At 32.8% G+C, this 16,233-nt stretch carries 9 protein-coding genes and 1 pseudogene; 4 read left to right on the top strand and 6 right to left on the bottom strand.

The window, feature by feature from the left end; translation table 11 throughout:
* Position 1: 1 nt before the first annotated feature.
* Positions 2-1,852, bottom strand: coding sequence for a DNA topoisomerase IV subunit B (locus B4G36_RS04740; RefSeq protein WP_280050023.1), 1,851 nt, complete (start codon positions 1,850-1,852; stop codon positions 2-4).
* A 107-nt stretch (positions 1,853-1,959) separates the two neighbouring features.
* On the opposite strand from B4G36_RS04740, the pseudogene B4G36_RS04735 reads away from it, so the two are divergent.
* A pseudogene (locus tag B4G36_RS04735) lies at positions 1,960-3,099 on the top strand (methionine aminotransferase).
* Positions 3,100-3,144: 45 nt separating this feature from the next.
* Here B4G36_RS04735 and B4G36_RS04730 read toward each other — a convergent pair.
* The 3 genes from B4G36_RS04730 to B4G36_RS04720 form a co-directional block, all read right to left on the bottom strand.
* Positions 3,145-3,939 carry a T9SS-dependent choice-of-anchor J family protein gene (locus B4G36_RS04730; RefSeq protein WP_291062378.1) on the bottom strand — a complete coding sequence of 265 codons (795 nt, stop codon included), beginning with the start codon at positions 3,937-3,939 and terminating at the stop codon, positions 3,145-3,147.
* Between the two features lie 173 nt (positions 3,940-4,112).
* Positions 4,113-6,377 (bottom strand): aconitate hydratase, encoded by a 2,265-nt coding sequence (locus B4G36_RS04725; protein WP_291062377.1) that lies wholly within the window; start codon positions 6,375-6,377, stop codon positions 4,113-4,115.
* A gap of 205 nt (positions 6,378-6,582) precedes the next feature.
* Complete coding sequence (locus B4G36_RS04720) at positions 6,583-9,345, bottom strand: bifunctional aconitate hydratase 2/2-methylisocitrate dehydratase (protein WP_221854417.1); 2,763 nt, start codon at positions 9,343-9,345, stop codon at positions 6,583-6,585.
* Between the two features lie 718 nt (positions 9,346-10,063).
* Between B4G36_RS04720 and argH the strand changes: the two genes are divergently transcribed.
* Both argH and B4G36_RS04710 read left to right on the top strand, forming a co-directional pair.
* The gene (gene argH, locus B4G36_RS04715; RefSeq protein WP_291062376.1) at positions 10,064-11,365 is read left to right on the top strand and encodes an argininosuccinate lyase; all 1,302 of its coding nucleotides are present in this window, start codon (positions 10,064-10,066) and stop codon (positions 11,363-11,365) included.
* 225 nt (positions 11,366-11,590) lie between these two features.
* Positions 11,591-11,809: a hypothetical protein gene (locus B4G36_RS04710; protein WP_125349919.1), complete on the top strand. Its 219-nt coding sequence runs from the start codon at positions 11,591-11,593 to the stop codon at positions 11,807-11,809.
* A 74-nt stretch (positions 11,810-11,883) separates the two neighbouring features.
* Here the strand turns inward: B4G36_RS04710 and B4G36_RS04705 are convergent, their stop codons facing one another.
* Complete coding sequence (locus B4G36_RS04705; RefSeq protein ID WP_291062375.1) at positions 11,884-13,749, bottom strand: lysophospholipid acyltransferase family protein; 1,866 nt, start codon at positions 13,747-13,749, stop codon at positions 11,884-11,886.
* Complete coding sequence (locus tag B4G36_RS04700) at positions 13,750-14,991, bottom strand: aspartate kinase (protein WP_291062374.1); 1,242 nt, start codon at positions 14,989-14,991, stop codon at positions 13,750-13,752.
* Between the two features lie 193 nt (positions 14,992-15,184).
* On the opposite strand from B4G36_RS04700, the gene fbp reads away from it, so the two are divergent.
* Positions 15,185-16,201, top strand: a complete 1,017-nt coding sequence (fbp, locus tag B4G36_RS04695) for a class 1 fructose-bisphosphatase (protein ID WP_114998305.1) — start codon at positions 15,185-15,187, stop codon at positions 16,199-16,201.
* The last annotated feature ends 32 nt before the right edge of the window (positions 16,202-16,233 follow it).

Genomic DNA, 16,233 nt, shown 5'->3' with positions numbered 1-16,233 from the left:
TTTAATTTTTAATAGATTCTATGGCTAAGTTGTTAATAATAAATTCTTGTCTTGTTGGTGTATTTTTTCCCATGTAAAATTCTAAAAGACTTTCGATAGTTTGATCTTTTCCAATCATTACAGGCTCTAAACGAATATCTTTTCCGATAAAATGCTTGAACTCGTCTGGCGAAATTTCACCTAATCCTTTGAATCGTGTAATCTCAGGATTTTTAACTTCTTCCAACGCTTTTATACGTTCAGGCTCAGAATAACAATAACGTGTTTCCTTTTTATTTCTCACACGAAAAAGTGGCGTTTGCAAAATATACAAATGACCTTCTTTGATTAATTCTGGGAAAAATTGTAAGAAAAATGTAATAATCAACAAACGAATATGCATTCCATCGACGTCAGCATCAGTTGCAATTACAACATTATTGTAACGTAAATCTTCTAATCCTTCTTCAATATTTAGTGCTGCTTGCAAAAGATTAAATTCTTCATTTTCATAAACAATTTTCTTTGTCAAACCATACGAATTCAACGGTTTTCCTCTCAAACTAAACACCGCTTGCGTTTCTACACTTCTACTTTTGGTGATCGATCCACTTGCCGAATCTCCCTCGGTAATAAAAATAGTTGTATCTAAACGTAATTCAGCTTTCGGATCGTTATAATGTTGACGACAATCACGCAATTTCTTGTTATGCAAACTAACTTTTTTGGCACGATCACGGGCTAATTTTCGAATTCCAGAAAGCTCTTTTCGTTCTGTTTCCGATTGTTTAATCTTGCGTTCTAATGCTTGCGCAACTTCTGTATTTTTATGTAAAAAGTTGTCAAGATTCGTTTTGATAAAATCATTTACAAACGTGCGAACCGTTGTCATTCCTGGTCCAATTTCATTCGAACCAAGTTTAGTTTTTGTTTGCGATTCAAAAACTGGCTCAATTACTTTGATCGAAATTGCTCCAATAATTGATTTTCTAATATCCGCAGGATCATAATTTTTATTATAAAATTCGCGAACAGTTTTCACAACAGCCTCTTTGAAAGCTGTTAAATGTGTTCCTCCTTGCGTTGTATTTTGACCATTCACAAAAGAATAGTACGTTTCCGAATATGATTTCGAGCTGTGCGTCATCGCAATTTCGATATCTTCTCCTTTCAAATGGATGATATCATAAATTGTTTCTTCCTCGATATTATCATTCAATAAATCTTTCAATCCGTCCTTCGAAAAGAATTCTTCTCCATTGAAAATAATTTTCAATCCTGGATTTAAGTAAACATAGTTTTTCAACATTTTGTCTACATATTCTTTTCTGAATTTAAAATTCAAGAAAATCGATTTGTCAGGAACAAATGTAATTTTAGTTCCTTTTCGCAAAGATGTTTCTTTTTCATCTTCTTGATTTGCTAAAATCCCTTGCTCAAACTCAGCTATACGCGTTTTTCCATCTCGAATAGATTGTACTCGAAACGATGTTGACAACGCATTTACAGCTTTTGTTCCAACACCATTCAAACCAACCGATTTTTTGAAAGCTTGTGAATCATATTTACCACCCGTATTCATTTTAGAAACGGCATCAACCATTTTTCCAAGTGGAATTCCACGTCCATAATCACGAACCGTTACCTCGTCTTCGCGCAGATTAATTTCGATTGTTTTACCTGCACCCATCACAAATTCATCGATACAGTTGTCTACAATCTCCTTCAACAAAATATAAATTCCATCATCTTGAGACGAACCATCTCCCAGCTTCCCAATATACATCCCAGGGCGCATACGAATATGTTCGCGCCAATCAAGGGTTTTGATATTGTCTTCCGTATAATTTACTTGTTGATCTAATTCTGACATTTGAGTTGTTGAGTGTTAAACGAGTTTTACAAAAATAAGAAAAAAAATCCTAAAAATATTAAGGTTTATTGTTTTGATTTTGAGCAAAAACGACCTAATTTACCAATATGATGAAATCTAAACTACCCAATGTTTCAACAACCATTTTTTCGGTGATGAGTCAATTGGCAAATGAACATCAAGCGATTAATTTGGCGCAAGGTTTTCCTGACTTTAACGCAGATTCTGAATTAATTAGTCGTTTAAATTTTTATTCGACACAAAATTACAATCAGTATGCGCCAATGACTGGCGTCGAAAAATTGCGTGTATTACTTTCAAAAAAATATTGTAATCTTTATCAATCTGATTACGATTTTCAGAATGAAATTAATATTACAAACGGCGCAAGTCAAGCCATTTTTAATGTTATTTCTACATTAATTCATCCAAATGATGAAGTGATTATTTTTGAACCTGCTTACGATTTATATCAACCAACTATCGAATTATTTGGAGGAAAAATTGTTTCAATTCAGCTAAAACATCCTGAATATTCAATCGATTTTGAAGAACTGAAGCAAAAAATTAATGATAAAACGAAATTAATTATCGTTAATAATCCAAACAAACCAACAGGAAAAATTTTATCCGAAAATGATTTGAAACAACTTGAACAAATCCTAAAAGATTCGAATTGTTATTTACTTGCAGATGAAGTTTATGAGCACATTACATTTGATGAAAAACTGCATCAAAGTTTCGCAAAGTTGGAATCGGTAAAAGATAAAGTGTTTATTGTTGGTTCTTTCGGAAAATTATTTCACATTACAGGCTGGTAAATCGGTTACATTTTAGCCGAAAAAGAATTGATGAAAGAGTTTAGAAAATGTCATCAATTTAATACGTTTTCTACTCATACGCCATCACAATATGCAATTGCAGATTATTTAGAAAACCCTTATCATTACTTACATTTAAATGATTTTTTTCAACAAAAAAGAGATTTATTTGTTAAAGGTTTAGCTTCAACAAATTTTGAAGTTTTGCCTTGTGAAGGAACTTATTTTGTAAGTGCAAATTATGCTAAAATAAGTGATTTACCTGATGATGAATTTGCAAAACAGTTAACCATCAAAAATAAAGTTGCGACGATACCAATTTCAGCATTTTACCATGATAAAACAGATAACAAAGTAATCCGATTTTGTTTTGCTAAAAAGGATGAAACACTTTTAATGGCTTTAGAAAATTTGAAGAATTTGTAGAAAAATAAAACGAGCTCTATTTTAAAGCTCGTTTTTATTATTTTATTATTTTACAATTTTTCTTGAAATAACATTATCTCCAGAATAAAAATTAACAATATAAATTCCTTTTGGTAAAGCGGAAATATTTGCCTCTGACTGATCAACCTCTCTAACGAGATTACCTGACATGTCAAATATTTTAATTTTTTTGACATCGTTTATTCCTGAAACTTTAACCAATCCATTATCTTGATAAACAGAAATAGTTGATTTATTAAGATCAGAAGTTGCTAATTTTTCTTGCGTGACTTTTACATCATCTAAACCAATGTATAAAATATCTGTACATTTATAATGTCTGAATACCAATTGAACATCTTGTCCAGCATATTTTGAAATATCTACATTAACTGTCTTAGCAACATTAAAATATCCAGCATCTAATGTTTCTTCAAAAGCTGCTGTTTCTGTACCAGTAAAAGTTGAATTTGCAGGAATTACATAAACCGCGTAATGTTCTTCAAAAAAACCTTCTTCATCATCTGCAGCAGAAACCTTAAAAGTCAATTCTGTTTTGTTTCCTTCAGGAATTTTAAAAACTGGGCTTGTTAATGTATTATCAGGTGTTAAAGCCTCAAAAAACCATGACCAAGACCAAGCAAAAGAACCTCTAAAAGAAGGAGTTTCAGCTTCTGCAGCATCTACAAACTCCCAAGTATCTTCGTCTCCATCTAATTCTCCAATCGTCCACAATGCTTGTCTTTCTGGGGTATCAAAGTTTTCTTCAAAAACGACTGTTTGTGCAAAAAGTTGAGGAGTCAAAAATAGACATCCTATAAAAAATAAATTTTTAATCATATTATTATGTGTTTAATTGTAAACTTAATAATTCAACAACAACAAACATAAAGAATTAAGAAAAAATTAATTATTTTTAAATATTATTCAATTTTAAATAGGAAAAAATATTTTAAATAAAAAAAAACCGATGTATTTCTACATCGGCTTTACTTTTTATGTTGAAATAACTATTACGCTTGTTGCGCTTTAATTAAATTTAATGCTGAACCAGCTTTGAACCATTCAATTTGTTGTGCATTGTATGTATGATTTGCTACAACTAAATCTTTAGATCCATCTGCATGAACAAACTCGATTGTTAAAGGTTTTCTAGGCGCAAATTCTGTTAAATCAATAAAGTTGATTGTATCATCTTCTTGTACTTTATCATAATCTGATTTATCCGCAAATGTCAACGCTAACATTCCTTGTTTTTTAAGATTTGTTTCATGGATACGTGCAAAAGAACGTACCAATACTGCTACAGCACCTAAATGACGTGGTTGCATTGCCGCATGCTCACGAGAAGAACCTTCTCCATAGTTTTCGTCACCAACAATTACAGAAGGCACACCTGCCGCTTTATATGCACGTGCAGTGTCTGGAACTGGTCCGTATTCTCCTGTTAATTGATTTTTAACTGAATTTGTTTCTTGGTTGAATGCATTTACGGCACCAATCAGTGTATTATTCGAAATATTATCTAAGTGTCCACGGAAACGTAACCAAGGTCCAGCCATAGAAATATGGTCAGTTGTACATTTACCAAATGCTTTGATTAATAATTTAGCTCCAGTAATATTTTCACCATTCCAAGGTTTGAAACCTTCTAATAATTGTAAACGCTCAGAATTTGGATTTACGATCACTTCTACATGAGAACCATCTTCTACAGGTGCTTGATATCCATTATCTTCATAAGCATAACCTTTTGTTGGTAATTCCTCTCCTTTTGGAGCATCTAACATTACTTCTTCACCAAATTTATTGATTAATTTATCTGTTAATGGATTAAAATCTAAACGTCCAGAAATTGCAATAGCTGCAACCATTTCAGGCGAAGTTACGAAAGCATATGTATTTGGATTTCCGTCCGCACGTTTTTTGAAATTACGATTGAATGAGTGAACGATTGTATTTTTTTCTTCTTTATCCGCACCTTCACGATCCCATTGACCAATACAAGGCCCACAAGCATTTGTAAAGATAACTGCATCTAAATCCTCAAAAGTTTTTAATAAACCATCACGATCCGCTGTATAACGAACGACCTCAGAACCTGGATTAATTCCGAAAGATGATTTCACTTCTAAACCTTTATCTAAAGCTTGTTGCGCAATCGAAGCTGCACGTGTTAAATCTTCGTAAGAAGAGTTTGTACAAGAACCGATTAATCCCCATTCTACATCTAAAGGCCAACCATTAGCTGCAGCAGTTTCTTTCATTTTAGAAACTGGTGTCATTAAATCTGGCGTAAAAGGACCATTCAAACGAGGCTCTAATTCAGACAAATTGATTTCAATTAATTGATCATAGAAATTTTCTGGATTTGCATAAACTTCATCATCAGAACGTAAATAAGATTTGTGAGCATTTGCAGCATCTGCTACATCATTACGATCAGTCGCTCTTAAATATCTTTCTGAAGCATCATCATAAGCGAAAATTGAAGTTGTTGCTCCAATTTCTGCACCCATGTTACAAATTGTTCCTTTACCTGTTGCAGATAAAGACTCAGCTCCCTCTCCAAAATACTCTACAATTGCTCCTGTTCCACCTTTTACAGTTAAACGTCCAGCAACTTCTAAAATAACGTCTTTTGGAGCAGCCCAACCAGATAATTTACCCGTTAATTTAATTCCGATTAATTTTGGCATTTTTAATTCCCAAGCCATTCCAGACATTACGTCAACAGCATCAGCACCACCAACACCAATTGCTACCATTCCTAATCCACCTGCATTTGGCGTGTGAGAATCGGTACCAATCATCATTCCTCCTGGAAATGCATAGTTTTCTAATACTACTTGATGAATAATTCCTGCTCCTGGTTTCCAGAATCCAATTCCATATTTATTAGAAACTGATTCTAAGAAATTAAATACTTCTGAAGATTTATTGATAGCTTCTTGTAGATCGGTTTTTGCACCAACTTTAGCTTGAATCAAGTGATCACAGTGAACCGTAGAAGGAACAGCAGTTTTTGTTTTTCCAGCTTGCATAAATTGCAACAAAGCCATTTGAGCAGTTGCATCTTGCATTGCTACACGATCTGGTGCAAAATCTACATAAGATTCTCCTCTTGTATACGCTTGCGTTGGTTTTCCGTCAAACAAGTGAGCATATAAAATTTTCTCTGAGTACGTTAAAGGTCGACCAACGATAGTTTTCGCAGCATCTACACGTTCTTGCATTTTGGCATAAACGCCTTTAATCATATTTATATCAAATGCCATAATAATTGATTTATTTAATTGGTTTTAATTTATCAAAAAACATACCCCAATATACTGAATTATTTAATATTTAACATGTATAAATGATTAATAACCTTATTTAAATCAATTCTAACCTATTTATTTGCAATATTATATAATTTATCACAAAAAAAAAGGCTAACACCGAAATGTTAGCCTCTTCTATATCATTTTCTACGAACGATTAGTTCATTGAAATTGGTTTAAACTTTGTTAAGTTAATACCCTCTACAGCAGCTTTATATTCTTCAATATTAGGAATACGTCCTAAAATCGCTGATAAAACAACTACTGGAGTTGATGCTAATAAAGATTCACCTTTTTTACCATCGCGGTCTTCAACCACACGCCCTTGGAATAAACGTGTAGATGTCGCCATTACTGTATCTCCTTTTTCTGCTTTTTCTTGGTTACCCATACATAAGTTACAACCAGGACGCTCTAAGTACATAATGTTTTCGTATTCTGTACGAGCAGTAGATTTTGGCAATAAGTCGCTAAACTCAAATCCTGAGTATTTTTGTAACATTTCCCAATCACCTTCTGCTTTTAATTCGTCGATGATGTTGTAAGTAGGTGCCGCAACAACTAAAGGAGCTTTAAACTCAACTTTACCATTTGCTTTTTCTACATTACGTAACATTTGAGAAACGATTTTTAAATCGTCTTTGTGTACCATACAAGACCCTACGAAACCTAAATCTACGTGTTTATCACCACCATAGTAAGTTAAATCGCGGATTGTATCGTGTGTATAACGTTTAGAAACATCAGCATTATTCACGTCTGGATCGGCAATCATTGGCTCTTCGATAATATCTAAGTCAATTACTACTTCAGCGTAATATTTAGCGTTAGCATCTGGTTGTAAAGCTGGTTTTTCACAAGATTTAATTTCCTCGATACGTTTGTTTGCTTTGTTGATTAAACCTTGTAAAACTGCATTTTTGTTATCCATACCTTTATCAATCATGATTTGGATACGAGATTTAGCAATTTCTAAAGATTCAATTAAGGTATCATCTTGAGAAATACAGATAGAAGCTTTAGCTTTCATTTCTGCAGTCCAGTCAGTAAATGTGAAGGCTTGGTCAGCTAATAAAGTTCCGATATGAACCTCGATTACACGTCCTTGGAATACGTTTTCACCGTCAAATTGTTTTAACATTTGAGCTTGAGTAGCGTGAACCACATCACGGAAATCCATAAATGGTTTCATTTCACCTTTGAATGTTACTTTAACAGATTCTGGAATTGGCATAGAAGCTTCACCAGTTGCTAAAGCTAAAGCTACCGTACCTGAATCGGCACCGAAAGCAACACCTTTTGACATACGTGTGTGTGAGTCACCACCAATAATGATAGCCCATTCGTCAATCGTGATATCATTTAAAACTTTGTGAATAACGTCAGTCATTGCATGATATTCACCTTTAGGGTCACGTGCTGTGATTACCCCAAATTCGTTCATGAATTTCATTAATTTAGGGATGTTAGCTTGCGCTTTTTTATCCCATACAGAAGCAGTATGACAACCAGATTGGTAAGCACCATCAAGAATTGGAGAAATAACTGTAGCAGCCATAGACTCTAATTCTTGCACAGTCATTAAACCAGTTGTATCTTGAGAACCAACGATATTAACTTCAACACGAACGTCTGAACCTGCGTGTAATACTTTTCCATCTGCAACACCAACTGCATTTTTGTTGAAGATTTTTTCAACAGCAGTTAATCCTTGTCCTTCGATAGAAACTTCTTTTGAAGGAGCGAAAACTACAGGAGCTTCAATTCCTAAAGTTTTAGCTGCGAAAGTTTGGATTTTTTTACCAAATACGATAGCGTAAGAACCACCAGCCTTGATAAATTCCATTTTTTGTGGAGTTAAAGCTTTAGAGATATCAATTAATTCTTGATCTCCGTTGTATAACTTTTTCTCTCTTGTATTGATAGTTAATACAGTACCTGTTGCTACTGAATAAACTTCTTCTAAAATTGGGTCACCGTTTTCGTTACGAACAACTTCTCCGTTAGCGTCAACTTTTTTAGTCCAGTTTTTTAAATCAATACCGATACCACCAGTTACGTCTACTGTCGTTAAGAAGATAGGAGAAATACCATTTGTACCCGCTACAATTGGAGCAATATTTACGAATGGAATATATGGAGATGCTTGTTTACCTGTCCATAAAGCCACGTTATTTACACCCGACATACGAGAAGACCCAACTCCCATTGTACCTTTTTCAGCGATTAACATTACTGAAGCGTCTGGATGTTTCGCTTGTAAAGCTTTAATTTCAGCTTGAGCTTCAGGAGTAATCATACATTTCCCGTGTAATTCTCTATCAGAACGAGAGTGTGCTTGGTTACCTGGAGATAATAAATCTGTAGAAATATCACCCTCAGCAGCAATGTAAGTCACAACTTTTATTTCTTCAGCAACAGCTGGCAATTCTGTAAAGAACTCTGCTTTTGCATAACTTTCTAAAATATCTTTTGCAATTGCATTTCCTGCTTTGTAAGCATCAGCTAAACGAGCTGTATCTGCATCGTATAAGAAAACTTGTGTTTTTAAAACTTCAGCAGCTTGTTTTGCAATTGCTTCATCATTTCCTAAAGCTAAGTCTAAAAGAACCTCAATAGATGGTCCTCCTTTCATGTGAGATAACAATTCGAATGCAAATGTTGGTGTAATTTCAGCAACTGTTGCTTCTCCTAAAATAATCTCTTTTAAAAATTTTGCTTTTACACCTGCAGCAGAAGTTGTTCCTGGCAACGTGTTATAGATAAAGAATTTAACAGAATCCTCGCGGTATTCGTTGTTAACATCTTTAATTTGATTAATGATTTCACTTAGTAATTCTGCACCATCAATTGGTTTTGGATGTAAACCTTGACCTTTTCTTTCTTCAATCTCGTTAAGATACTCTTGGTAAAGACTCATAATTATCTATCTTTTCTTTTTAATATTAAAGATTGTTTAAAACCAAGCTACTTACACTTGATTTCATCCAATCAAAATGAATTATATAATAACACTTCGCTGTATCGTCACATCTTATGCAAAAATTATTTTCAACAAAAATCATTTTTGGCATAGGCAACCACTGTTATCAGAATACAAACTAAGTATGTAATTTTTTCGAAGGGTAATTTTTAATAATTTAACTCACACAAACTCAACACACATAAGCATTTGAGTCAGAGTTTCATTCTAAAACTTACATTAACAATCATCTAAACAAATATGCGTTTAGCTATAAATTGGTACACAAAATTACGTTTATAGTAAAGATTTTTCATCAAAGAATGATATATTTTAGTTATATTTCAATAATTTAGAATTATTATAAAAAAGGTCTAAATTTCACTTTAACAATGTTTTAAACGTATATAAATAGAAGTTAAAAATTAAAAGGTTCTTAAAATATCAACTCCATAATTTTTGGGTCATTTTTTTACGAAATTGAATTATTTTGAAATATTAATAAACATTCATTAATCAATCTTTCGAAATGCTATCAATCGTCTAAACATTCTCAAAAAACAATCAAAAATATTCAATATGTATAAATATTTATGATTATTAATAATTATACATTTTTAATGAGATATTATGCAACTTTATACTAACTTTGCGCCCTTAATTCATTATTATAGATATGAAACTTTGGGATAAAGGTTTTACCATTAATGATAAAATCGAAAAATTTACTGTTGGAAAAGACAGAGAATTAGATGCTCATCTTGCGAAATACGATGCATTAGCGTCGAAAGCGCAGGCAAATATGCTGGCAAAAACAGGTTTGATTACCAATGAAGAAAATGATGCGTTGCAAATTGCTTTGGATGAAGTTTTGGTTCTGATTGCGGAAAATAATTTCGAAGTCGACGAAAATTACGAAGATATACATTCAAAAATTGAAGCTTATTTAATTGAAAAAACTGGCGATGCTGGAAAAAAAATTCACGTTGCACGTTCTCGAAATGATCAAGTTTTGGTTGCAATTCAACTTTTTGAGAAAGAGTATTTAAAACATACAACGGAGAAAATTGTCAATTTAATTGAGATTTTCCTACAAAAAGCAGACGAATTCAAGAATCATCAATTACCAGGATATACGCATTTTCAGGCAGCAATGCCAAGTAGTTTTGGAATGTGGTTTTCTGCTTATGCAGAAAGTTTGTTGACAGATTTATACTTTTTTGAGGCTGCATATAAAATTTCTGATCAAAATCCTTTGGGTTCTGGCGCAGGTTTCGGAACAAGTTTCCCAATTGATCGTTTGCAAACAACACAAGAATTAGGTTTTTCTGAAATTTTGGTTTCTTCTGTTGGAGCACAAATGTTACGTGGAAAAACAGAAAAATCTGTCGCAACTGCCTTAGCTATTATTTGTGGAACGTTGTCTAAAATGTCGTACGATTTGGTTTTATACAATTCACAAGATTTAGCTTTTGTGAAGTTGCCAAACGAAATGACAACAGGTTCATCGATTATGCCGCACAAGAAAAACCCAGATGTGTTTGAGTTAACTCGTGCGCATTGCAATAGAATTCAGGCATTACCGAATGATATTATGATGACGATCAATAATCTTCCAAGTGGATATCACCGTGATTATCAAATATTGAAAGAAATATTATTCGAACCAATGATGCAATTTGATAATATTATTGACATCTTAACATTTGCGATTCCTCAACTTCAGATTAAAGATAACTATATGAATCAGGATAAATATGATCCGATTTATACCGTTGAAAATATTAATGAAGCGATTAAAAATGGAACACCTTTCCGTGATGCCTACAGAGAAGTTGGTTTGTCTGTAGAAAATGGAACATATGTACCACACAAAAAATTTCAGACTTCGCACATCGGAAGTATTCATAATTTGAGATTGGATTTAATTTCAAATAAAATCGAAAAATTCAAATTAGAAGTACAAGTTTTAAAATAAATACTTGTAATAAGTCAAAAATCATTCTCTAAATTATAGAATTTGAGGATTTTTTTGTTTTATAAATTTTATAATTTCGGAAAATATCAACGTTTAAACAATTGTAATTCTATGTTTTGTAAAATAAAAAATGTTTTACAAAATAATTACAATTGTTTTTTATTATATCAGGTCAAAATCATTCTAACTTTGACATATCAAATTAATCGATTAAAATTTAAAAAGATGAAAAAATTTTTCGCAGTAGTTGCAGTAGCAGCTTTATCATTAGGAGCAGTATCTTGTGGAGAGAAAACTGAAGAAGCACCAGTAGAAGAAGCACCAGCTACAGATTCAGCTACAGCAGTAGTTGATTCAGCAGTAGTTGACTCTGCAGCAGCTCCAGTAGCTGATTCAGCAGCAGTAGCAGCTCCAGCAGCAGATTCTACAGCAGTTGCTAAATAATTTATAGCGAAGCTAAAATATAAATGCGCTCAACTAGGTTGAGCGCATTTTTTATATTTTAAATTTGATAAAAACTAAATGATTGTTCCGTCAAATTTTCCTGATTGTATTTTTTTATCAAGTTCTGCTTGAATATCCTCTAAAACAGGACGAACAGTAGATTCTGGAATATCCGAAACTCTAATATACATTAAGCCATCAATTGCATCATTAAATTTAGGATCAACATTGAAAGCAATCACTTTTGCATTTTGTTTAATATATTTTTTGATCAAAACTGGCAAACGCAACATATTTGGCTCAAGCTCATCGATTAATTTATCAAACTTATTCAAATCAGCTTCAGATTCATCAAAAATAAATTCTTTATCTTCCTCTTTCAGCTTAACTTTAAACTCATTTTTTGCTCTCACATACTGCGCTACAGTAGAATCATAATAATGAGATTTCATAAATTCAATCATCAACGATTTTGAGAAATCAGAAAACTGATTACTAATACTCACTCCTCCAATAATAAATTTCTGATTTGGATTTCTCAACGTTACATGCACAATTCCTCTCCATAATAAGAACAATGGCATCGGCTTTTGTTGATACTCAGCTGAAACGAATGCACGTCCCATTTCGATACATTTCTTGAAGAAAGGATGAATTTCTGGATCAAAATTGAATAATTCATGAACATAAAATCCATTAATTCCATATTTTTCATACACTTCCGAACCAATCGCCATACGATATGCTCCAACAATTTTATTCGTATCCTTATCCCACAAAAATAAATGGTGATAATGATTATCGAAGCGATCAAGGTCAATTTCATCATTTGTACCTTCACCAATCGCACGGAAAGTTATCTCTCGCAAACGACCAATTTCTCTTAATATATTTGGAATTTGTTGAGCTGTAGAAAAGAAACATTCGTAATTATTATTCGTAAATAATAATGCTTGTTCATCTTTTCGTAAAGTTTCAATATCTTGAATTAATAAGTCTAAAGCAGTTTCCGAAATAATCGGCTTAACCTTTTTGTTAGAAGAAGATAAGCTTGGTAAATTCGGAATTTTCAACTCAATATTCGAAGGGTTTTTCAAGACTTGAGTTAAACTTCTTTTTTGTTTGTAATAAGACGAAAGCATGTATGTTTTCTTTCTCAAAAACTCAGAATAATCTTCTATAGACACATGCTCGTCTTGTTGTTTTTGTAAAATTGGTTTTCCAATACGAATTTGAATTGGTCGTGTTCTTTTCTTCATCATTTCAGCTGGCAACATTGCCGTTTGAAAATCTGGATGAATCTTCGCTACACGGTAAAAAATATTACTATTTCGCGCTCTAAAAAACATTGGAACAACAGGAACTTTTGCTTTTTTGATCAACTTCATCGCTGATTCTTGCCATTCTCTGTCGATAATTTTACTTTCGTCATCACGATAAGAAACTTCGCCCGCAGGAAAAATTCCTAAACAACCTCCAGCTCTCAACAATTTTAATGCATCGCGCATTCCTGAAAGGCTACTGTATGCATCTTTACGTGTTTCGAAAGGATTAACTGGAATAATCATCGGTTCTAATGGTTTAATTTTTTGCAATAAAAAATTACCCATCACCTTGAAATCAGGACGAATTTTTGACATAAAATGCATCAAAATAATTCCGTCCAAAGCTCCAAGCGGATGATTTGAAATAATAACAAAGGGTCCTTCCTTTGGAATACGTTTCAAATCTTCTTCATGGATTTCGTAATCCATTCCCAAATCATCAATCAAATAATCCAAAAAAGGTTCGCATTGCAAATGCTTTCCACGATTGTACAAATCGTTTAACTGATCTATACTGAAAACTTTTTTCAATGCCCAAGCTACAGGCCTTCCTAAAACACCAATTTTAGAAAGACCCGAAGCTGAATAGATATCTTGTGTCGTGATTAAACTCATTTAAGCTTTAACAACTATTTGTAATGTTTCGCGTACTGTTTGTCGCAATAATTCTTTTTCTTTTGAAACAACTTTGTCAGAATCTGCATCAAAATGGCGAATTGTGTACAATAAAACATTGTTTTCTTCTTGCACTTTATACTCTTCGTTCATATCTGCAACAAACTTTTCTAAGTTGTCATATTTATCCTCCAAACATAAAGATAATGAAATTGCTGAATTTTGCATCAAATTTACTTTGATTTGATAATCATATAGTTTATTAAAAATTCCGCTCAATTTATCTTCTGTAATAAAAGAGAAATCTTTACTTGATAAACGAATCAAATGTTGCTCTCTTTTTAGGATAAAACAAGGTACTTTCGGATCTAATGGTTGACCTTTCGCTACCTCTGTTCCTGCTTCTGTAGGATTAATAAATGATTTTACGAAGAAAGGAATTTCTTTTTGTTGAAGCGGCTGTAACGTTTTCGGGTGAATAACAGATGCACCATAATACGCCAACTCTATTGCTTCTTCATATGAAATATGATTTAACAGCTCAGCATTATCAAAATAACGTGGATCAGCATTCAAAACTCCAGGAACATCTTTCCAAATCGTCATGTTATCCGCATTTAAACAATAAGCAAAAATCGCCGCAGAATAATCTGAACCTTCACGCCCTAAAGTTGTTGTGAAAAAGTTAGGATCAGAACCTAAGAAACCTTGGGTAATAAACAAACCTGTGTTTGGTAAACGTTTAATACTTTCTTCTGTTAATGCCCAATTTACTTTTCCTTCACGATATGTATTATCTGTTTTGATATAATCGCGAACATCTAACCATTCGTTATTAATTTGTATCGAATTAAGATACATACTGATGATTTTTGTCGAAATTAATTCTCCACAACAAACCACTTGATCATACACATAGCTATAATTTGGTGATTTGTTACGTCTTAAAAACGAAACAATATCATCAAAAAATTGCGAAATTTCGTTCGAAACCTCAGCTGGATTATCAAATAATTCCGTGGCTAAAGCAATGTGTTGTTCTTTTACTTCGTTAATTGTTTTTTCGAAATCTTGTTCTTCAAAATAGCGTTTGACTACCTCTTCCAATGCATTTGTTGTCTTGCCCATAGCAGAAACAACAATACATGTATTTTCGTAACCAACAGATTGCAATAAACTCGCAACATTTCTAACGCCGGCTGCATCTTTCACCGAAGCACCACCGAATTTGAAAACTTTCATTTCTATAAAAACTTTTTTTTGTAAATATTTAACTTGCAAATATAACCAAACTACACTTTATATGTTGACCGAATTTAATTAAAATAAAAAATAAATTTGAATGATGATTTTCACGTATTTAGATTAATTTCAAACGTTTGAAATGGTACAAAATTGAGTTTTTATTCCGATATTTGACCAGCAAAACATAATTATGAATACTAATTCTCATCAAACTCTTGGAGAGTTTATCATAGAAAATCAAGCAGATTTTATTTACTCATCCGGAGAATTATCTAGATTACTGAGTTCTATCAAATTAGCCACAAAAGTTGTTAATTATAAAGTAAACAAAGCAGGACTTGTAAATATCTTAGGCGAATTCGGAAATGAAAATGTCCAAGGAGAAAAACAACAAAAATTAGATGTTTTCGCAAACGATACGTTTATCGAAACGTTGTCGCAACGCGAAGTTGTTTGCGGTATTGCTTCGGAAGAAAACGAAGATTTTATCGCGATTCAACCTTCAAAAAATTCAAAAAACAGTAAATATGTTGTATTGATTGATCCACTTGATGGTTCATCAAACATCGACGTAAATGTTTCTGTTGGAACAATTTTCTCAATCTACCACCGTGTTTCTGAACCTGGAACACCTGTTACAAAAGCAGATTTCTTACAACCAGGTAACAAGCAAGTTGCTGCGGGATATGTTATTTACGGAACATCGACAATGTTGGTTTACACAACAGGAAATGGTGTAAATGGATTTACCTTGAACCCAGGAATTGGAACGTTTTATTTATCTCATCCAAATATGTGTATTCCAGAAGATGGACATATTTATTCAGTTAACGAAGGTAATTATGTAAAATTCCCTCAAGGGGTTAAGAATTACATCAAATACTGTCAGGCAGATGAAGAAGATCGTCCTTACACTTCTCGTTACATCGGTTCTTTATGTTCAGATTTTCACCGTAACATGTTGAAAGGAGGAATTTATATTTATCCTTCTGGAACAAATAATCCGAACGGAAAATTACGTTTATTGTACGAATGTAATCCAATGGCGTTTATTGCTGAACAAGCTGGAGGAAAAGCTTCTGACGGTTTCCAACGCATTATGGATATTGAACCTACAGAATTACACCAGCGCATTCCTTTCTTTTGTGGATCGAAAAATATGGTCGAAAAAGCTGAAGAATTTATGCGAAATGAAGAATTGAAATAATTATTTCTAAAATATAAATAACAAAAAAATCC

Origin of the sequence: Empedobacter sp. UBA3239, from assembly GCF_002362875.1 — a bacterium.
In the GTDB taxonomy this organism is placed as follows: Bacteria; Bacteroidota; Bacteroidia; order Flavobacteriales; family Weeksellaceae; genus Empedobacter; species Empedobacter falsenii_B.
Note: the sequence above shows the minus strand (reverse complement) of the source record. Positions and strands in the feature narration are given on the sequence as shown.